The organism is Cellulomonas humilata, from assembly GCF_013359775.1.
GTDB lineage: Bacteria > Actinomycetota > Actinomycetes > Actinomycetales > Cellulomonadaceae > Cellulomonas > Cellulomonas humilata.
Genome location: NZ_JABMCI010000070.1, coordinates 226101 through 245443, shown reverse-complemented (window position 1 = coordinate 245443; position 19343 = coordinate 226101). Strand labels below are relative to the sequence as shown.

General features: G+C 72.4%; 21 protein-coding genes. 11 read left to right on the top strand and 10 right to left on the bottom strand.

Going from position 1 to position 19343, the window contains the following annotated elements; all coding sequences use genetic code 11:
- Positions 1-40: 40 nt before the first annotated feature.
- Positions 41-1009 carry a helix-turn-helix domain-containing protein gene (locus HP550_RS18175; protein ID WP_175349082.1) on the bottom strand — a complete coding sequence of 323 codons (969 nt, stop codon included), beginning with the start codon at positions 1007-1009 and terminating at the stop codon, positions 41-43.
- 187 nt (positions 1010-1196) lie between these two features.
- Between HP550_RS18175 and HP550_RS18170 the strand changes: the two genes are divergently transcribed.
- Positions 1197-1913, top strand: a complete 717-nt coding sequence (locus HP550_RS18170) for an alpha/beta hydrolase (protein WP_210768263.1) — start codon at positions 1197-1199, stop codon at positions 1911-1913.
- Here HP550_RS18170 and HP550_RS18165 read toward each other — a convergent pair.
- Complete coding sequence (locus HP550_RS18165) at positions 1882-3063, bottom strand: DNA glycosylase AlkZ-like family protein (RefSeq protein WP_175349081.1); 1182 nt, start codon at positions 3061-3063, stop codon at positions 1882-1884. The genes HP550_RS18170 and HP550_RS18165 overlap by 32 nt on opposite strands.
- Positions 3064-3116: 53 nt before the next feature.
- On the opposite strand from HP550_RS18165, the gene HP550_RS18160 reads away from it, so the two are divergent.
- The 3 genes from HP550_RS18160 to HP550_RS18150 all read left to right on the top strand — a co-directional run bounded on the left by HP550_RS18160 (position 3117) and on the right by HP550_RS18150 (position 6418).
- Entirely contained in the window at positions 3117-3938 is an 822-nt protein-coding gene (locus tag HP550_RS18160) for an alpha/beta fold hydrolase (RefSeq protein ID WP_175349080.1), read from the top strand.
- Between the two features lie 135 nt (positions 3939-4073).
- Entirely contained in the window at positions 4074-5144 is a 1071-nt protein-coding gene (locus HP550_RS18155) for a lytic polysaccharide monooxygenase (protein ID WP_175349079.1), read from the top strand.
- Between the two features lie 71 nt (positions 5145-5215).
- The gene (locus tag HP550_RS18150) at positions 5216-6418 is read left to right on the top strand and encodes a low temperature requirement protein A (protein ID WP_175349078.1); all 1203 of its coding nucleotides are present in this window, start codon (positions 5216-5218) and stop codon (positions 6416-6418) included.
- Here HP550_RS18150 and HP550_RS18145 read toward each other — a convergent pair.
- Positions 6411-6809, bottom strand: coding sequence for a hypothetical protein (locus tag HP550_RS18145; RefSeq protein ID WP_057209063.1), 399 nt, complete (start codon positions 6807-6809; stop codon positions 6411-6413). The genes HP550_RS18150 and HP550_RS18145 overlap by 8 nt on opposite strands.
- A gap of 76 nt (positions 6810-6885) precedes the next feature.
- Entirely contained in the window at positions 6886-7830 is a 945-nt protein-coding gene (locus HP550_RS18140; protein WP_175349077.1) for a sigma-70 family RNA polymerase sigma factor, read from the bottom strand.
- 38 nt (positions 7831-7868) lie between these two features.
- Between HP550_RS18140 and HP550_RS18135 the strand changes: the two genes are divergently transcribed.
- Together HP550_RS18135 and HP550_RS18130 are read left to right on the top strand one after the other, a co-directional pair.
- Positions 7869-8687: an alpha/beta fold hydrolase gene (locus tag HP550_RS18135; protein ID WP_175349076.1), complete on the top strand. Its 819-nt coding sequence runs from the start codon at positions 7869-7871 to the stop codon at positions 8685-8687.
- Entirely contained in the window at positions 8684-8953 is a 270-nt protein-coding gene (locus HP550_RS18130; RefSeq protein WP_175349075.1) for a DUF1905 domain-containing protein, read from the top strand. The genes HP550_RS18135 and HP550_RS18130 overlap by 4 nt, the downstream gene beginning before the upstream one ends.
- A 90-nt stretch (positions 8954-9043) precedes the next feature.
- Here the strand turns inward: HP550_RS18130 and HP550_RS18125 are convergent, their stop codons facing one another.
- Complete coding sequence (locus HP550_RS18125) at positions 9044-13507, bottom strand: CARDB domain-containing protein (RefSeq protein WP_175349074.1); 4464 nt, start codon at positions 13505-13507, stop codon at positions 9044-9046.
- Positions 13508-13736: 229 nt separating this feature from the next.
- Between HP550_RS18125 and HP550_RS18120 the strand changes: the two genes are divergently transcribed.
- Together HP550_RS18120 and HP550_RS22790 are read left to right on the top strand one after the other, a co-directional pair.
- The gene (locus tag HP550_RS18120) at positions 13737-14027 is read left to right on the top strand and encodes a DUF4287 domain-containing protein (RefSeq protein WP_175349073.1); all 291 of its coding nucleotides are present in this window, start codon (positions 13737-13739) and stop codon (positions 14025-14027) included.
- 1 nt (position 14028) lies between these two features.
- On the top strand, positions 14029-14163 hold the full coding sequence (locus HP550_RS22790; RefSeq protein ID WP_281362247.1) for a hypothetical protein: 135 nt from the start codon (positions 14029-14031) through the stop codon (positions 14161-14163).
- On the opposite strand, the gene HP550_RS18115 is transcribed toward HP550_RS22790, so the two are convergent.
- The 3 genes from HP550_RS18115 to HP550_RS18105 are packed head-to-tail and all read right to left on the bottom strand — an operon-like array spanning position 14160 to position 15410.
- Positions 14160-14609 carry an SRPBCC family protein gene (locus tag HP550_RS18115; RefSeq protein ID WP_175349072.1) on the bottom strand — a complete coding sequence of 150 codons (450 nt, stop codon included), beginning with the start codon at positions 14607-14609 and terminating at the stop codon, positions 14160-14162. The genes HP550_RS22790 and HP550_RS18115 overlap by 4 nt on opposite strands.
- On the bottom strand, positions 14606-15079 hold the full coding sequence (locus HP550_RS18110) for an SRPBCC domain-containing protein (RefSeq protein ID WP_175349071.1): 474 nt from the start codon (positions 15077-15079) through the stop codon (positions 14606-14608). Before HP550_RS18110 ends, HP550_RS18115 begins: the two co-directional genes overlap by 4 nt.
- On the bottom strand, positions 15066-15410 hold the full coding sequence (locus tag HP550_RS18105) for an ArsR/SmtB family transcription factor (protein WP_343048251.1): 345 nt from the start codon (positions 15408-15410) through the stop codon (positions 15066-15068). Before HP550_RS18105 ends, HP550_RS18110 begins: the two co-directional genes overlap by 14 nt.
- 125 nt (positions 15411-15535) lie before the next feature.
- Here HP550_RS18105 and HP550_RS18100 point away from each other — a divergent pair, with 125 nt between their 5' ends.
- From HP550_RS18100 to HP550_RS23110, 3 genes are read left to right on the top strand one after another with little or no spacing between them, the layout of a single operon-like run.
- Positions 15536-15781 (top strand): BatC protein, encoded by a 246-nt coding sequence (locus HP550_RS18100; protein ID WP_175349070.1) that lies wholly within the window; start codon positions 15536-15538, stop codon positions 15779-15781.
- Positions 15781-17022 (top strand): cupin domain-containing protein, encoded by a 1242-nt coding sequence (locus HP550_RS18095; protein WP_210768262.1) that lies wholly within the window; start codon positions 15781-15783, stop codon positions 17020-17022. The genes HP550_RS18100 and HP550_RS18095 overlap by 1 nt, the downstream gene beginning before the upstream one ends.
- Positions 17019-17903 carry a sucrase ferredoxin gene (locus HP550_RS23110; protein ID WP_175349069.1) on the top strand — a complete coding sequence of 295 codons (885 nt, stop codon included), beginning with the start codon at positions 17019-17021 and terminating at the stop codon, positions 17901-17903. The genes HP550_RS18095 and HP550_RS23110 overlap by 4 nt, the downstream gene beginning before the upstream one ends.
- On the opposite strand, the gene HP550_RS18085 is transcribed toward HP550_RS23110, so the two are convergent.
- Positions 17888-18817 carry an aldo/keto reductase gene (locus HP550_RS18085; RefSeq protein ID WP_175349068.1) on the bottom strand — a complete coding sequence of 310 codons (930 nt, stop codon included), beginning with the start codon at positions 18815-18817 and terminating at the stop codon, positions 17888-17890. The two genes, HP550_RS23110 and HP550_RS18085, sit on opposite strands and share 16 nt — an antisense overlap.
- 44 nt (positions 18818-18861) lie before the next feature.
- Positions 18862-19308: a hypothetical protein gene (locus HP550_RS18080; protein ID WP_175349067.1), complete on the bottom strand. Its 447-nt coding sequence runs from the start codon at positions 19306-19308 to the stop codon at positions 18862-18864.
- Positions 19309-19343 lie beyond the last annotated feature (35 nt).

Below are 19343 nucleotides of genomic sequence, written 5' to 3'. Positions count from 1 at the left end.
ATCCTCCCACGGCACCCCTCGGACGGAGGATTCGCCCAGGTCAGGCCACCCCCGCGGGCCCGGCGAGCCGCCACTCCCGCGGGGTCGTGCCGAACGCGTCCCGGAACAGCCGTCCGAAGTGCGAGGCGTCGGCGAACCCCCAGCGAGCCCCGACGGTCGCGGCGGTGAGGTGCGCGGACGCGGGGTCGCGCAGGTCTCGTCGGCACGCCTCGAGACGGGCGGTCCGGATCCAGTCCCCCAGCCGGATCCCGGCACGCGCCAGCTCCGCGTAGAGGTGCCGGACGGAGACGTGGTGCGCCGCGGCGATCGTCGCGGCCGACAGGCCCCGGTCGGCCAGGTGCGCGCGGACGTACTCCTGGACGCGCAGGACGAGCGACCCGTGCAGCGGTGCGGCAGCGAGCCCGGGGTCGGCGACGTGGGTGGCGATGAGCGCGCGGAGCAGGTCGATGCTCGGCCCGGCGACGAGGGCCGCGGCGGTCGGGTCGTCGAGGACGTCGGTGCTCCCGAGCGAGTCGAAGTACGGCGCGACCACGGCCGCGAGCGCGTTGTTGTCCGGCCCGATCCGTAGCCCGGTCACCGCGGCGAGCGCCCCGTCCGCGAGCGCGAGCGCGCTGCGAGGGACCTGGAAGTAGTGCAGCTCGGTGCGGTCGGTGTTGAGCACGGTGTACGGCCGGGTGCTCTCGTAGACCACCATGTCGCCCGCGCGCAGCACGGCCTGGTGGTCACCCTGCGCGACCATCGTCGTGCCCGACACCTGCACCGCGAGGAAGACGGTCGGGTCGTGGTCCTGCCGCGCCAGGGCCGGGGTCCGCCGCAGCATCGTCGGTGTGGACCGGGCGGACGAGAAGTTCACCGGCCCCGCCTGCGCGACCTTGCAGAGCACCTCGATCTGCGGTCCCGGCCGGTCGTAGTCGATCTCGACGGGCAGCACCCCGGCCCAGATGGCGTCGTGGATGATCTCGATGCGGTCGTCGGGCGGCAGGTCGTCGGACCGTAGGACCAGGCTCATACCGGAACCTCACAAGTCGGGCATCGCGGTTGTGAGCAACCGTACGGTCGAGGACCCGTCCCTGGCACCTGCCGTCTCACGACAGATCGTGCACGGCCGGACCAGATCGGTGCACGCAGGGGCCACCGATCCGGGCACGCCCGTCCGGAGACTGGCCTCACCCGCCGTCGCCCGAAGGGAACCGACCATGAGCCCCACCGTCGTCCTGATCCACGGAGCATTCGCCGACGCCTCTGGCTGGGGAGGCGTCATCAGCCGCCTGAGCGCAGCCGGGATCTCCGCGTACGCGCCCGCCAACCCCCTGCGCAGCGTGTCCGGGGACGCGGCCTACGTCCGGTCCTTCGTGTCGACGATCGAGGGTCCCGTCATCCTCGTCGGCCACTCCTACGGCGGCGCGGTCATCACCAACGCGGCCGTGGGCGCCGACAACGTGAAGGCCCTCGTCTACATCGCGGCGTTCGCGCTCGAGGAGGGAGAGGCAGCAGGTGCCGCGACGGCCCTCGGCGCCGACGGTCCGCCGCCGGACCTCACGCAGGTCATCACGGTGCGCCCGTTCCCGGACGCCGGGGAGGGCAACGCCGACGCCTACCTCAACGTCGACATCTTCCCGCAGACCTTCTGCCAGGACCTGCCCCCGGAGGTGGGCGCCGTGATGGCCGTCTCCCAGCGGCCCGCCGCGCTCGCGACCCTCGGGGAGCCCTCCGGGCCGCCCGCGTGGAAGACGCTCCCGTCCTGGTACCTGGTCGCGTCGTCGGACCGGGTCATCCCGCCGGCCGCCGAGCGTGCGATGGCCGCCCGCGCCGGCTCGACGACCGTCGAGATCGACAGCTCGCACGTCGCGATGATCAGCCACCCCGACGAGGTCGCGGCCCTCATCCAGCAGGCGGTCGCCGGGGTGGGGTGACCAGCGGGGCGGGGAACCGGGGCATGACCGGCGTGCCGTGCAGCCACGCGGTGAGCCGGTCGGCCTCGGCGTCCAGGGCGGCGCGGGCGTCAGCACCGACGTCCTCGAGCAGGACCAGGTCGACGGCCCCGTCCCTCGTCGACCAGCCGCCGACGATCCGCCCGTCCACCCAGACGGTCGCGCCCCCGTTTCCCACCGAGTCGAACACCTGCGCCCGGTACGGCCCGAGGTACCAGTCGCGCTCGGACCACCCCATCGTCGTCGGGTCGAGAGCGGGCAGCAGGGCGACCCAGGGCTCCACCGGCCCGACGGGGTCGACGTCGTCGGGCATGACCCAGCCGGTCCCGCCGTCGAGCGCGACCTCGACCGCGCCGACGTCCCGCAGCGCCCGCCGCACGGCGGTGAGCGTCGAGCCCAGCCACCACTTCACGTCGAGCGTGGTCCCCGGACCGAACCGGCGCAGCCACCGCTCGACCAGCTGCGCCCGGGCGACGTCCTCGGGGACGGCCGGGATCTCCGCACCGAGCCAGTCGCTGGCGAGCGCCCAGGTGGGCCGTGAGCTGGTCCACGAGCCGAGGTTGCCGGCCCGGACGATCGTCCCGGCGGCCTGCAGGCAGGTCATCACGCGCGACACCACCGCGAACGATCCCGCCCACGACTTCCCGTGCCCGTACGCGATGGCGCCCTCCAGCAGCGGTTCCCGCTCGCGCAGCTGCGCCGCGGTCAGGGGCCCGTCGGCGAGGCCCGCGACCGCTGCGGTCGTGACCTCGTCGAACCAGCGCTCCGCGTCCTCGACCAGCCCCGCCTCCCGGACCTCCTTCTCGAGCCGCCGCCGCTCGACGCCCGCCACGCGGTTGCTCGACGCCGCCTGCACGACCGGCAGCAGCTCGCGCGTGACCGCGAACAGGGTGCGCCGCATCGCCAGGTGCTTGACCAGCGTGCGGTCGTCGTAGAGCGCCCGGTCGAGGTCCGGCACCGTGAAGTCGTCCATCCGCGCCCACGCGGACAGGTAGAGCCCCGTGGGGTCGGTGCCGTGCAGGCACACCATGGCCTCCGCGGCAGCCTCGACCGAACCCACCCGGAACGGCGGCGCCACCACGTGCCGACGAGCCAGCCGTGCCCGGCGCTCGGCGACGTCGATGTGGATCACGTGCCGATGGTGTCGGGCGCCGGGGTCTGGCACAACCGTCCTAGGCTCGGGCGATGATCGAGGTCAGCGCACCCGACGGCCGCACGCTGCGCGCCTACGACGTCCCCGTCGACGAGCCACGACTCACCGTCGTCTGGCACCACGGCACCCCGAACGTGGGCACGCCCCCGGAGCCGCTGCTGCCCCTGAGCTCGGCCATCCGCTGGGTCTCGTACGACCGGCCCGGCTACGGCGGCTCCACCCCGCACCCCGGCCGGGACATCGCCTCGGCTGCCACCGATGTGGAGGCGATCGTGGACGCGCTCGGCATCGACCGGTTCGCGGTCCTCGGCCACTCGGGCGGCGGTCCGCACGCGCTCGCCTGCGCCGCGCTCCTCGGTGACCGGGTCGTCGCGGCGGTGAGCGGGTCGGGCCTCGCGCCCTACCCGGCCGACGGTCTCGACTGGCTCGCCGGCATCAACCCCACCGGCACCGCGGAGCTGCACGCCGCCATCGACGGCCGCGACGCCCTCGAACGCGAGCTGACCACCGGCGAGTACGACCCGGAGATGTTCACGCCCTCCGACCACGCGGCCCTCGACGGCGTCTGGGGCTGGCTCGCGCAGATCGCCGGCGAGGCGCAGAAGGACGGCATCGGCGGGATGGTCGACGACGACCTGGCCTACGTCGCGCCCTGGGGGTTCGACCCCGCAGACATCACCGCCCCGGTCCTGCTCCTGCACGGTGAGGCGGACCGCGTGGTGCCGGCGGCGCACAGCCGGTGGCTGGCCCAGCGGATCCCGTCGGCGGAGCTGTGGCTGCGCCCCGGTGACGGGCACGTGTCGGTGCTGGGTGCGGCCTCCGACGCGTTGGACTGGCTGCTGACGCGCGTGTGAATCGCTTCGGCGCCTGGTCACCCCGGCCCGGTGTCGTGAGGGTGGACGGACGCCCCCGTCGCCCCGTCAGCGACACGGTTGCTGGCGAGGGCGCTTCCGGGGGGTCAACGACGACGTCTTCGAGAAGGGGAACCCATGTCTGTCCGAGCACGACCTCGCACTCTGGCCACCGCGCTCCTCGCGGTGGTCCTGGCGCTGGGTGCTGCGGTCATCACCTCGCAGCCTGCGTCCGCCCACGGGTCGGTCACCGACCCACCCACCCGCAACTACGGCTGTTGGGAGCGTTGGGGCAGCAACCACCTCGACCCCACCATGGAGCAGAAGGACCCCATGTGCTGGCAGGCCTGGAAGGCCGACCCGAACGCCATGTGGAACTGGAACGGGCTCTACCGCGAGAACGTGGGCGGCAACCACCAGGCGGTCATCCCGAACGGTCAGCTGTGCTCCGGCGGCCGCACGCAGTCGCCGCGCTACGACGCCCTCGACGCGGTCGGCCCGTGGGTGGCCAAGGGTGTCCCGACGTCGTTCACCCTGACCCTGACCGACGGCGCCAAGCACGGTGCCGACTACCTGCGCATCTACGTCTCGAAGGCGGGCTTCGACCCGACCACCGAGGCGCTCGGCTGGGACGACCTCGACCTGGTCAAGGAGACCGGCCGCTACGGCACCACCGGGCTCTACCAGACCGACGTGAACCTGTCCGGCCGCAGCGGCCGTGCGGTCCTCTACACGATCTGGCAGGCCAGCCACCTCGACCAGCCGTACTACCTGTGCAGCGACATCAACATCGGCGGGGGCACGACGACTCCCACTCCGACGCCGACCCCCACGGTCACCCCGACGCCGACGCCCACCCCCACGGTGACGCCCACCCCGACGCCGACGCCGACGGTCACGCCGACGCCGACCCCGACCCCGACCGGCGGGACCGGCGCGTGCACGGCGACGGTGAAGGTGGTCAACGCCTGGCCCGGCGCGTTCGTCGGTGAGGTCACGATCACGGCCGGCTCGACCGCACTGACCGGCTGGCACACGTCCGTCGCGGGCGCGAGCCTGACCCAGGCGTGGAACGGCTCCCTGTCGGGTGCCAACACCATCACCAGTGCTGCGTGGAACAGCGCAGTTCCCGCCGGTGGCACCACCACCGCGGGCTTCATCGCCAACGGCAGCGGTACCGGCCTGACGGCCACCTGCGGCACGCACTGATCGACCGGGCGCCCGCCCGTCCCCTGCCAGGGGGCGGGCGGGCGCCGCCTCGGGTGCGGTCTACTGACCGCATGGCATCCGAGCCCGTCGCGACCATCGAGCGGCACGCCACCTGGAAGGAGCTGTTCTTCGACCTGGTGGTCGTCGCAGGCGTCGGCCAGCTGGCCCACCTGCTGCACGAGGACACCGAGCCCACCACCCTCGGCCTGTACGCCGTCCTCTACCTGGCGTTCTGGATCTCCTGGGCCGGCTTCGCGGTGTACGGGAACATCGCGGGCGACGACGCGCGCACCGGCGTCCTGATCACCGCGATGCTCGGGCTCGCCGTGATGGCGGCGTCGGTGCCGGGCATCCACGGGTCACGGTCCAACGCGTTCGTCATCGCGTACGTCGCGCTGCGCTGGTTCTCCGGTGCGGTCATCGCGCGGGGGAAGGTGCTGCTCGACTGGCCGCTGGCGCAGTACGGGCTCGGGGCGGTGCCGTGGCTCGTCTCCCTGTGGGTGGACGCGCCGCTGAAGTACTGGCTGTGGGTGGTCGGGATCGCCATCGACCTCGTCGTGCTGCTTCTTGCCTCGGCCACGCGCACGATGCAGAACGCCGAGGAGCGCCTGGAGCGCGGGCAGGGCGGAAGGCGGGGCGGTCCCGGGGGTGGCCGGCCCTTCGTGCTCCAGGGCACCCACACCGACGAGGAGCACCTCGCGGAGCGCCTCGGCCTGTTCGTCATCATCGTGCTGGGCGAGGGCCTCATCCAGATCATCGACGCCGCCGCCGACTCCGAGACCTGGAACCGGGACCCGGCTCTGGTCGCGCTCGGTGCGTTCGCCCTGCTGGCTGCGGTGTGGACCGCGGGGCTGCTGCACGGGACCGCGGGCATCCCCCAGCTCAGGCCGCACACGGTCGCGCCACGGATCGTCATGCTCCTGCACGCGCTGCTGACCGGGGCGCTCGCGGCACTGGCCGCCGCCCTCGGGGTCGCCGTCGAGCACGCCCACGAGCCTCTGCCCGACGAGTACCGGACGCTGCTGTGCGGCGCGGTCGCGGCCTACTGCGCGATCGGTGTGGTCACCGCCCTGCTGGTGGGCAAGAACCGCCGCTGGATCCTCGCCCGTGGAGTGCCGAGCATCCTGGTTCCTGTGGCGCTGGTCTTCCTGTGGCCGGACCTGTCGGTCGGCGTGCTCGTGTGGCTGCTCGTGGCCGTCGTGGTGTGGCTCGTGCTGGAGAAGCCGGCGGACGGACGACCACGGCGGGAGCGCCGGCGGCCCGGCGTCAGCTGATCCACGAACGCCGACGCTCGCGCGCCCGGACCACCAGCACAACGGCGGTCCAGAGCAGCGCGACCGACGCGAAGAACGTGGTCACGGCGATCAGGGTGCCCGGGAACTGTTCCCGGAGCACCCCGCTGCAGTACTCGGCGACGGTCGTGCCCGGGGCCAGCTCCATCGAGAAGCTGTCCTCGACGCAGTTCTTGTCGATGGCGTAGGCGCCGAGCGCCAGGAACAGACCCCACGGGATCAGGAGGACGAGCAGCCAGCGCAGCTCCTCCCCGAGCGACATCGGCCGCCGACCCCACAGCCGGCGCTCGGCCTGGGCACGCCGCCGCAGCGCTCGCACGCCCAGCACGACCCCCACGGGGAGCAGCACCCAGCAGGTGATCACGAACAGCACCGCCCCACCTCCGCGTCGACGGTAGAGCGACGCGGACCGGGCGGCGCCCGAACGACGCGGCCGTCACCCGGACGGCTCACGGCAGGGTGACAGGCAACCCCCACGCCTCGAAGTGCTCCGGGCCGATGAACGCGGTCAGCTCAGCCACCTGGTCCCCGCGGAACGTGAGGACGTCGATCGACCAGGCGCGATGGACGTCCTCGCCGGGTGCCCGCAGGTAGGACGCGACCGCCGGCTGGCCGTTCGCGCTCGTCGGAACGTGCCGCCAGGAGCCGCACGTGAAGGCGACCGTCGTCGCGAAGTCGCCCACGGCGGGACGTCCCCGGTACCAGTGCGGCAGCGGCGGCATCGACCACGTGACGTCCTCGGTGACCAGGGACAGCAGGAGGTCCACGTCCCCGCGCTCGAGGGCCGACGAGTACGCCGCCACGACCTCCCGGACGCGCGCATCGGCCGCCGGCTGGTGGTCCCGCGCCGGCACCTTCTCCGCGACCGTGGCCCGCGCACGCTGCAGTGCGCTGTTCACCGACGCGACCGTCGTGTCCATCCACATGGCGATCTCGGCGGCCGAGAACCCGAGCACCTCGAAGAGCAGGAGCGCGGCCCGCTGGTTGCCGGGCAGGTGCTGGAGCGCGGCGACGAACGCGAGCTCGACCGACTCCCGCTGCTCGTAGCGCGCGTCCGGGTAGGGGCCGAGCCACGCGACCTCGGTCTGGGGCGCGTCGCCGACGACGGCCTGGTCGCTCGACGGGCCGAGGTCGACGGGCAGGGCGCGACGACCGCGCTGGGCGATCGCGTCGAGGCAGGTGTTGGTGGCGATGCGGTAGAGCCAAGAACGCAGGGAGCTCCGGCCCTCGAACCCGTCGATGGCCCGCCAGGCCCGGAGCAGCGCGTCCTGCAGGGCGTCGTCGGCGTCGTGCACCGAGCCGAGCATGCGGTAGCAGTGCGCGTGCAGCTCACCCCGCAGCGGCGCGACGAGCTCGGTGAAGTCCTGTGCGCGGATCTCGGAGACGTCCGTCATGACCGATGATTCTCCCCCGCCGCGCAAGTCCTACCGGCATGACCACACTCACCACCGCCACCACCCTCGACGTCCCCGGCGCCCGGCTCCACTACGAGCTCCGCGGGACCGGGCCCCTGATCGTCCTCGTCGGCGCCCCGATGGACGCCACCTCGTTCGCACCGCTCGCCGACCTGCTGGCCACCGACCACACCGTCCTGACCACCGACCCCCGCGGCATCAACCGCAGCCCGGTCGACCACCCCGACCAGGACTCGACCCCCGTCGACCGGGCCGCGGACCTGGCCGCGCTGATCCGGCACGTCGACGCCGGACCCGCCACGGTGCTCGGGTCCAGCGGCGGGGCCGTCAGCCTGCTCGCGCTCGTCGAGCGGAACCCGGAGCTGGTCCGCACGGCGGTCGTGCACGAGCCGCCCCTGGAGGAGCTGCTCCCCGACCACGCCGACCTGTACGAAGAGACCGAGCGCATGATCGCCACCTACCTGACGGGCGACACCCGGTCGGCGTGGCAGCAGTTCATGGTCATCGGGAACCTCCAGATGCCCGACGAGCTGTTCGAGATGTTCTTCGGCTCCCCGCGCGAGGGGCAGGCAGCGGCCGACGAGCACTTCCAGTTCGTGCACATGATCCGGCACACCGTGCGCTTCCGGCCGAACATCGACGCGCTCACGGCGGCGCCGACGCGGCTGGTGATCGGCATCGGCGAGGAGTCCACCGGTCAGCTGTGCGACCGCACCTCGCGCGCGCTGGCCGACCTGCTCGGCCTCGAACCGACCCTGTTCCCCGGCGACCACATCGGCTTCGCCGAGCAGCCGGACGCGTTCGCGGTGCGGCTCCGCGAGATCCTGGGCGCATGAGCCTCGACGCCTCGTTCACCGCGCCCATCCGGAAGGACGGAGCCTTCGCCACCTACCTGGAGCTGGACGGCTCCGCCGAGCTGCTGGGTACCCGCAAGGCGGTCAAGGTCACCGGCACGCTCGATGGGCACGGCTTCGCCGCGACCCTGATGCCGTCGGGCACCGGACCGCACTGGCTCCCCCTGCGCAAGGCCCTGTGCACGACGATCGGCAAGAGCTCGGCGGGCGAGCTGGTGGAGGTGCACCTCCGGGAGCGACTCTCCTGAACCGGGCTCGCGCCTGCTGCTCGAGCTCCCCCGCCGACATCGTGGCGTACCTGAGGGCCCTCGGCTGACCGAGGGCCCTCAGGTGCGTGCTCAGCTGCCGGTGATCGTGAACTGCGACCCGGGCTGCCGGACCACGTCCCCGTCGGCGTTCCCGGCGAACGTCACGTTGGACAGGATCGCGTTGCCGCTCACCCCGCTCATCGCGAGGATGCCGGCCCCGTTGCGGGAGTTCGTGATCCGCACGTTCGTGATCCGGACGTCGGGCATGGCGCCGCCACCGTTCTTGAACTGGATGCCGTCATAGGTGGAGTCGTCGATGTCGGTGTCCCGGATGGTGACGCCGGTGATCGGGAGCGTGGAGGGGAACAGGGTGATGGCCCCGAACTCCTGGTCCTCGTTCCAGAACGTGCCGCCGGTCCGGTAGAGCCCGTTGTTGGCGATCAGCGTGGTCCCGCCGAAGGGCAGGGGGCTGTGGTCGGTCGCCAGCATGATGCCCGGGTAGTTCATGGTGTCGTAGACGAGGTTGTTCTCGATCGACTGGTCGGAGCCGCCGTAGATGGCGATCCCGTTGGCGCGCCACGGCAGCTGGATCGTGTTGTTCACGAAGTGGTTGTCGCGGGCGTTGTCGAGGTTCCGGTCCTTGACGTACGGGTTGGCCCAGATGGCCAGCGAGTCGTCGCCGGTGGTGCGGAACGAGGAGTTGAACACCCTCGAGCTCCGCGTGCCGTTGGAGAAGTTGATCCCGTCGGCGTAGGTGTTGCGGATGCGCATGCCCGTGAACTGCAACCCGTCGGCGGGGCCCCAGAGCTCGGGGATGTTGTCGTAGTCGCGGCCCACCCAGGCACCCACGTTGGCGTGCTCGATCCACACGTTGCTGATCGCGGTGCCGGCACCGAACCGGCCGTTGAGGCCGACGCCGCCCTCGTCGTTCCCGTCGCCGCCGCGGATCCGGCCGGAGCCGAAGATGGCGATGTCGGAGATCTGGGTGTTCTTGTCGATGTCGAACCCGAAGTTGCCCTCGTGCGGGTGGTTGAGGGTGTTGGCGTCCTGCGGCTCGATCAGCGAGTACAGCTGCGAGCGCCACATGCCCGCCCCGCGGATCGTCACGTTCGAGATGCCCACCTGGTTGTACGTGCCGCGGTTCAGCGGGTCGTCGGTGAGGATCTTCTTCTCCTGCCGCCACTGGCCCTCGGGGATCCAGACGCAGCTGATCTGGCCGTTCTGGTCGGCCGTCACGGCCGCCTGGAGGGCAGCGGTGTCGTCGACGCCGTCGTTCGGGACCGCCCCGTAGGCCGTGATCGAGGTGCACTCCGCGGGCTTGGGCAGCGCGGGCGCCACCTGCTCGAGGTCGATCAGGTCGAGGACGTAGAACGCCGCGGTGTCGCCGGCGTCGCGCTGGAGCCGGAACGTGGTGCCGGCCGGGTAGGACTGCGCGAGCAGAGCGTGGGACTCGTCGAACAGCCGGCGGGCGTCGCCGCCCGGGGTGTTGGTGAGGCCCTCGGGCTGGTCCGACGTCCCGTAGAGCCAGCTGTGCCGGCTGCTGAGCGTGACCTTCTGCACGAACGTGCCGTTGGCGTACAGGCTGATCGTCGCCTCCTGGCCGCCGCCGCCTGCCGCGTCCGGGATGGAGTTCCGGATCACGATCGAGTTGGTGGCGTTGGTCGACGTGAACTGCACGTACTGCCCCTGCGCGGTCAGGCGCACCGACTTGCGGCCCGAGGACTCGGTCCCGACGTTGGTGTGCCCGAACGTCCGCAGTGCGTCCGCCTCGACCAGGGTGCCGGTGTAGGTGCCGGCCTCGGCCTCGTAGGACGTGTACGGGACGGCCGCCCCGCGTCCCACGACGATCGACTGGGCGAGCGTGTTGTTGGCCTCGTTGGTCTCCGCGACGGCGTTCGTCGCGTCGGCCGTGGCGGTCAGCGTGGCCCCGCCGGTGACCGCGGTCCACGTGCCGCTGATCGGGACGACCGCCGTGGCGCCCGAGGCCAGGGATCCGGTCGTGCCGTTCAGGGTGGTGGTGCCGACTGCCAGCCGCGTGGTGGAGGCGGCGGCCGCCGACGAGCCGCGGTTCTTCACGGTGACGGTGAACGACACCGACGAGCCGACCGCGGGGTTGGCCGGGTTGGAGGCGATGGCGAGGACCTGCAGGTCAGGGCCGGGCGCCTCGGTGACGACCACCTTGGTCGGGTTGCTGAACGCGTTGTTGGCGTCGTTCTGCTCGACGACCGTGTTGGCGGGGTCGACGACCGCGCCGATCGTGTACGACCCGGCGGGCCGGGTGCCGATGGCCTTGGAGACGGTCGTCGACTGTCCGGCCGCGAGCGCGGGCACGGCGACCGAGTCCACGCGAGCCCCGTCGACCGTGAGGTCCACGGTCGTCGCGGCCGACGCCAGGTTGCCGCCGTTCCGCACGGTCGCGGCGAGCGTGATCGCCGCGGTCTCGACGGGTGCGGCCGGGCTGGCCGTGACCGCGGTGACCGTGAGGTCCGGGTTGGGGGCGGGGATGCCGACCACCTGGAGCACCGAGACCTGCCCGTTGCCGGCACCCGTGTTGGCGGTGAAGGCGAGGCGGACGTCGGTGGCCGAGCCGCTCACCGGGATCGTCACCTTGTTGCCCGACGCCGGCGCGAAGGCGTAGGCGGCCGACGCCTTGAGCGTGCTCCATGCCCCGGTGCCGACGCGGCCCTCGATCGAGAACGTCTGCGTGCGCGCACCCCAGGCAGCCACCGGCGGTACGCCGACGACCACCTGCTGGAGGGTCGACTGCGACGCCAGGTTCACGGCCAGCCAGCTCGGGTACGCACCGCCCGCGCCCTCCCAGTAGGTGGTCGGATCGGCGTCGACCGCGTTCCCGGCGACGAACGAGAACTCGGTCGACGATGCCGTCGCGGTCCGTCCGGCGGCGAGGTCCTCTCCTGTGCCACCCGGCGTGTTCACCACGAGGGATGCCGTGGCGCTGTTGTTGCTCTCGTTCGACTCGGCGATCGACCCGGCCGGGTCGATCGTGGCGACGAGCGCGTAGGTGCCGGCGGCCCGGGTGCCGATGCTGACGGACACGTTCTGCTGCGCACCGGCGGCGAGCGCCCCGACGTTCGCGGAGCCGACGGCGGTGCCGTTCAGGGTGAGCGCGACGGTCGTCGCGGCCGAGCCGGCCGTGCCGGTGTTGCGCGCGGTGCCGGTGACGGTGATGACGTCCGTGGGGGTCGGGCTGGCGGGCGAGGTACCCGTGAGGCTGACCTGGAGGTCTGCGGCGGTGGGCTCCGGTCCGGAGGACACGACGACCGAGCCGGTCGCCGTGTTGTTGGTCTCGTCGGACTCGGCGACAGTGTTCGCCGGGTCGACCGTGACCGTGAGCGGGTAGGTGCCGGTGGCCCGGGTGCCCGCGTTCACGGTGACCGTGGTCTGCGCACCGGCCGCGAGCGCCGGGACGTTCATCGTGCCGACGGTCGTGCCACCGATCGCGACGACGGCCGTGGTGGCGGCCGAGCCGGCTGTCCCGGAGTTCCGGACCGTGGCGCCGACGGAGATCGCCTGCGTCGGCGTCACCGTGATCGGGTTCGTCGTCAGCGCGACCTGGAGGTCAGGGCTTGTGGGCACCGGCGTTGTGCTGCCGAACACCTGCAGCTCGGCGACCTGGGCGTTGGACGAGCCGGTGTTCGCGGTGAACACGAGGCGGACGTCCGTCGCGGACCCGGTGACCGGGACGGTCACGGTGTTCCCGGACGACGGGCTGAACGCGTAGGCCGCGGAAGCCTTGAGGGTGCTCCACGAGCCGCTGCCCGTGCGGCCCTCGACCGCGAACGTCTGCGTCCGGGTGCTCCAGGCGGCGTCGGGGTTGAGCTTGACGACGACGCCGGTCAGCGTGGACTGCGCGGCCAGCGACACCGTGAGGTTCGACGGATACGCACCCGGCGCACCCTCCCAGTAGGTGGCGGTGGAGCCGTCGACCGCGTTGCCGGCGACGTACGTCTGCTGCACGGAGGTCGCGGTGATCGGGCGGCCCTGTGCGAGGTTGCTGCCCTCGGGCGGGTCGACCGGCGGTGTCGACGAGGTGCCGTACACCTCGACCTCGGACAGCTGCGCGGCGGGCCAGCCGGTGTTGGCGCTCACGGCGGCGCGCACGTAGCGGGCGCTGGTGTCGGTCACGTCGACGGCGACGCTGTTGCCGCCGGTGAACGCGTAGGACGCGGACGCCTTGAGCGTCGTGAAGCTGGACCCGTCGGTCGAGCCCTGGAGCGTGACTGTCTCGTTCCGGGCGCCCCAGCCGCCGGGGATCTTGAGGGTGACGTCGGTGACCGTCGCGGCGGCGCCGAGGTCCACCTGGACCCACTGCGGGAACGCGTTGTTCACCGACTCCCAGTAGCTGGCCTGGTTCCCGTCGGTGACGTTGCCGGCGACGTAGGTCTGGTTCGAGCTGCTGGCGGTGGCGGGCTTGCCCGCAGAGAGCAGCACGGGGGCGGCGGACGCACCCTGTGCCACGAGCGCGACGCCCAGGGGCGCGACGAGCGCGATCGTGGCACCGGCCACGATCGCGTGCTTCAACCGAGTTCTCATGGACGTCCTCGTTCTCCCTGCGTCATTGCAGGGGTCGACCCCGTGAGGGGTGTGGAGAGCGGACGGCGAGATGAGTGCGGTTCATCGCGACCGGGATGCACGGCTTTGTGCATTCTGTTGTCGCGTTCTTGCAGTAGTGAGGTGCGACATTACGAACATCTCGCGCATCCCGTCAAGGGCGCGTGTCACCGGGTCACGCTAGGTTCTCCACGAGAGAGAGGGGACGCCCATGTCGTTCCAGGCCTACCTGGACACCATCGAGGACAAGACCGGTCTCACGCCGCGGCAGCTGGTGGCGATCGCGCACGAGAAGGGCCTCGACGCGCCGGGCGCCAAGGCCGGCGGCGTGGTGACGTGGCTGGCGGAGGACTACGGCCTCGGTCGCGGGCACGCCATGGCGCTGTGGCACGTCATCTCGAAGGGCCCGACCATCAGCACCAAGCACGTCGGCACGGACAGCGTGCACCGCGACGAGTCCGAGAAGCTGTGGCTCGACGGCAAGGCGACGAAGCCGACCTGACATGACGACGACCGACGAGTACATCGCGACGTTCCCCGACGAGGTCCGCCCGATCCTGACCGAGGTCGCCGAGGCGCTGCGGCGAGCCGAGCTCGTCGAGCGCATCGCCGTCGCGCTGCGCGCACAGCACCCCTAGAACGTCGCGGCCAGCTTCTCGAGCGACGACTCCAGGCCCTGCCGGGACAGCTCGGCGGTCTGCGCGTCGGCGTACCCGCGCTCCACGATCGTCATGAGCCCGTCGCGCACGGTGACGACGTGCGGCACCTCGCGCGGGATGCCGGGCGGAAAGCCGAGGTCCTGCGGGTCGTAGGAGCCACCGTCGGCATCGCTGAACCCGTTGACGAACTCCAGCCGCTCGCCGTCGACGATGCGGGTGTAGGTCCACGTGTTCCAGAGGTCGACCCCGTCGGGCGTGCGCATGGCCACGAGCGAGATCCCGCCCACCCGCACGTCCATCCGGGCGACCGGGCACGTGAACCCCTGCGGTCCCCACCACCTGCGCACGACGTCGGACTCCGTCCAGGCCGCCCAGAGCGCGCCGGCCGGGGCGTCGAACGCCCGCTGCACCTCGAGGTCGGTCATGACGCCAGCACCTCGTCGAGCATCCCCATCGACGCGCGCGTCCCGGACTCGAGCCCACCGGACGGCACCCAGCCGTCGCGGTCCTCGACCGAGGCGAAGAGCGACACCGACGTCAGGCGGGACCCGGTCGGCGTGGGCTCGAACGTCTCGACGACCAGCTGCAGGGCACCCGGTCCGCCGGGCTCGAACTCGCAGGTCGACACGAGGCGGTGCGGCGCGGTGACCTCGTGGAAGACCCCGCGCATCGGGTACTCGGTACCGTCGGCGCGGGTCATCACCAGCCGCCACCGCCCGCCGACCCGCAGGTCGTGCTCGTCGACGACGACCGCGAACCGCTCCGACCCCTTCCAGCGCGGCATCAGCTCCGGGTCCGTGTACGCCCGGAAAGCCACCTCGGGCGGCGCCTCGAAGTCGTGCACGACGACGACGTCCTGCCGGCCGGGCTCGACGATCAGCTCAGTGGTTCCCATCGTGGTTCCCCTCGTCCTTGCGAAGTGCGGCGATCTCGCGGTCCAGGGCGTCGAAGCGCTGCCGGAACGCCGCCCGGTGGTGCTCGAGCCAGTCGGTGGCGTCGTCCAGCGCGTCCTCGCGGAGCCGGCTCGGCCGCCACTGCGCGCGCCTGCCCCGGGTGATCAGGCCGGCCTCCTCGAGCACCCGGAGGTGCTTGGAGACAGCCTGCGTGGTCATGTCGAACGGTTCCGCCAACTCGGCCACGGTCGCCTCACCGTCGGCCAGCCGGGCGAGGATCGCTCGGCGGGTCGGATCAGCGAGGGCCGCGAATGTCGCGCTCAGCGGATCCACCTGTGAAACCTCTCGGTTGTGCAACCTCTTGGTTGAAGAGTGCTCCTGCGGCGCCCCGCTCGTCAAGCGCATACGCTCGCGAAGGCGGCGACGCCGCTGCACGGCTGCGAGACGAGGGAGTGTCCATGAGCATCAACGACGACGACATCACCAGCGAGCCGGCACCCGCAGGCGAGGGCGTGGCGGACGGCGGCGCGAACCCCGGCGGGCACGACGGCGGCGCGGACGGCTCGGCCGGCGAGGGCACCGCGGACGGTGGCGCCAACCCCGACGGGCACGACGGCGGTGCCGACGGCTCCGCGGGCGAGGGTGTGGCCGACGGCGGTGCCAACCCCGGTGGACACGACGGCGGGGCGGACGGCTCGGCGTAGTGCCGAACGACGCACTGACGGAGCGCGGACCGGTCCTCCGGTCCGCGCTCTCGCGCTGCATCAACGTGCCGACGGAGGTGTTCGCCCGCGAGCACTGGGGGCGCGCGCCCCTGCTGTCGGCGGCGAACGACGACTTCGCGGACCTGTTCTCCCCTGCCGCCGTGGACGAGCTCGTCGGCCGGCGCGGCCTGCGGACGCCGTTCGTCCGGCTGGCCCACGAGGGCAGCGTGCTCGCACCGGAACGGTTCACGTCCTCCGGCGGGTTCGGCGCCGAGGTGTCCGACCAGGTCTCCAGCGACAAGGTGCTCGCCGAGTTCGCCGCGGGCGCGACGATCGTGCTCCAGGGCCTGCACCGGATGTGGCCGCCCCTGGTCGACTTCACGCGGCGGCTGGTCGAGGAGCTCGGTCACCCGGCGCAGGTCAACGCGTACGTCACGCCCCCGTCGTCGCAGGGGTTCTCGCCGCACTACGACACCCACGACGTGTTCGTCCTCCAGGTGTCCAACGAGAAGCACTGGGTCATCCACGCGCCCGTCCACCCGGACCCGCTGAAGGACCAGGTGTGGACGGACCACAAGGCCGCGGTCGCCGACGCCGGCCGCGGGGAGCCCGTCATCGACCAGGTGCTCCGGCCCGGCGACGCCCTCTACCTCCCCCGCGGCTGGATCCACTCCGCGAAGGCCCTGGGTGACACGTCCATCCACCTGACCGTCGGCATGGCGGCCTACACGCGTGCCGACGTCGTCGACACGCTGCTCAGCCTCGTCGGCGACACCGCGTCGTTGCGCGCGTCCCTGCCCCTGGGCGTCGACGTGTCCGACCCGGACCAGCTCCGGGCAGTCGTCGAGGAGACCGTCGCCGACCTGGTCCGCGCGCTCACGTCGACCCCCGATCCCGCGGAGCTCTCCGCTCGTCGGCTCGGAGCCCGGTTCGGCCGCGACACCCGTCCGGAGCCCGTGGCGCCGCTGGCCACCCTGTCCGCGATCACCCGCCTGACGGAGGCGACGTGCGTCCGGTGGCGGCCCTCGCTCGGTGGTCGGGTCGAGACCGTGGGCGACCGCGTCCGGATCACCGCCCGCGGCACCGTGCTGTCCCTCCCAGTCGAGGCCGCGGACGCGATCCGTGCCCTGCGCACCGGTGACCCGGTGGCCGTCGGGTCCCTGCCCGGGCTCGACCTGGCCAGCGCGCTCGTCGTCGTCCGGCGCCTCCTGCGCGAGGGCGTGGTGGTGACGTCGCCGTGACCGAGGGGTGGGTGCCGTGCAGCGACGGCGCCCGCGCACGCGGCGACTCGCTCGTGGCCACCGGCTCGCACGGCGACCGCTGGTTCCTGGTCGAGAACCAGGCGGGGTGGGGTCGGCACGCCCTGCTCGACCCGCCGTTCGAGCACGACCTCGGGCGCGCGCTCGTGCACCGGATCGAGGACGCCGGCATCCGGCCGCTCGCCATCCGCCGCCCAGGCCGACGCACAGCGCAGATCGGTGTCCGGTGGGCGCTCGTCGACTCGCGCCCAGGCCGGGAGTCCGTGCGCTGGGGGCAGGTGGAGGCGCCCCGAGACCTGCTCGACGTGCCGCTCGACGGGTCGGCGGGCGTCGCGTCCGACCGGCCTGTCTTCGCGGTGTGCGCGCACGGCCGGCACGACCAGTGCTGCGCGGTCCGCGGCCGGTCGGTCGCGGCCCGCCTGGCGGTCGAGTACCCGGAGGAGACCTGGGAGTGCTCGCACCTGGGCGGCGACCGGTTCGCCGGCACGATGGTGCTCCTGCCGCACGGGCTCTACTACGGCTGGGTCGACGACGGCGACGCGGTCACGGTCGCCGACGCCTACCTCGCCGGACGCGTGGAGCCGCGGTTCCTGCGCGGACGCAGCGCGTACTCGCACCCGGTGCAGGCCGCGCAGCACTTCGCGCGCGCCTCGCTCCGCGACGACGGGCTCGACGCGTACCCCCCGCTGCACGAGGAGCGCACCGACGACGGCTGGTCCGTGCGGCTGGACTCCGCTGCCGGCCCCGTCACGGTGACGCTCGTCGAGACGTCGTCGGCACCCCTGCTCTCCACGTGCGCCGCGACGCGCGCCCTGCCGGTGCGTCAGTGGGCGCTCGACCGGATCGCCTACGGGAGGATGTAGCCCGCCGCGCGGAACAGCTCGTACCACTCCGGGCGCGTCAGGCGGATGTCCGACCCCTGCGCCGCACCGGTCACGCGGTCCGGGCTCGTCGTGCCGAGCACTACCTGCATCTGCGCCGGGTGCCGGGTGATCCACGCGGTGGCGATCGCGATGGGCGGGACGTCGTACTTCTCGGCCAGCCGGTCGATGACGGCGTTCAGCTCGGGGTAGTCGGCCGAACCGAGGAAGACCCCGGTGAAGAAGCCCGCCTGGAACGGGGACCACGCCTGGATGGTGATGTCGTGCAGGCGGCAGTAGTCGAGGATGCCGCCGTCGCGGTCGATCGACTGGTCCTCGGCCTGCATGTTCGCCGTGACGCCGCGGGCGATGATCGGCGCGTGCGTGATCGACAGCTGGAGCTGGTTGGCCACGATCGGCTGGCGCACCGACTTCTTCAGCAGCGCGATCTGGCCGGGGGTCTGGTTGGAGACGCCGAACGCGCGCACCTTGCCCGCGGCTTCGAGCTCGTCGAACGCCCGCGCCACCTCGTCGGGCTCCACCAGCGCGTCCGGGCGGTGCAGCAGCAGGATGTCGACGTAGTCCGTGCCGAGCGCGTCGAGCGAACCGTCGACCGACTCGATGATGTGCTCGTAGGAGAAGTCGAACCCGTCCGGCGGCACGATCCCGCACTTGGTCTGGATGACGACCTCAGCGCGGTCGGCCGGTGTCAGTCGCATCGCCTCGGCGTAGCGGCGCTCGCACACGTGCATGGACCCGCCGTAGATGTCGGCGTGGTCGATCATCGTGATCCCGGCGTCGCGGGCTGCGGCGACGAGCGTGCGGATCTCCTCGTCGGACTTGTCGGTGATGCGCATCAGGCCGAGCACCACGTTGGGGACGACGATGTCCGTGCCGGGCAGGGTGAAGGTCTTCATGGGCCCATGCTGCGCTGGATCACCGGTGCCGGCGAGCCGGACTCTCAGACGGGGATCGTCACGAAGAACCCGCCCTCACCGACCGTGGCGTGCACCCCGTGGCCGTCGAGCAGCTCCACGGCGGCGCAGCCCTGCACCTCCGCGTCCACGAGCCGGCAGAGCAGCGTCGGTCCGGCGGGGACGTCGAGGGTGAACCGCCCTCCGCCGCCGACCGGAGCGACGATGCCGCCCGCCTCGGTGACCGCGTCCGGGTCGAGCGGCTCGTGGAAGTACCGCAGCTGGTCATCCGGGACGCGCTCGTCGAGGTCGGGCCAGAGCCGGTCGATGCCACCCGGTCCGGGCAGCGCGACGATCCAGCCGTCCTCGAGGGGGACGTCGGCCAGCCCGGTGTCGTCGATGGCGACGAGCCGGCCCTGCACTCCGTTTGCGGGCGCCGAGCACCCGGCGACGACGCCAGCCAGCACCAGCGCGGCTCCGGCCACGCGTCTCATCGGTTTGCGTGAAGACTGTGTTGCGCCCAGCGGAA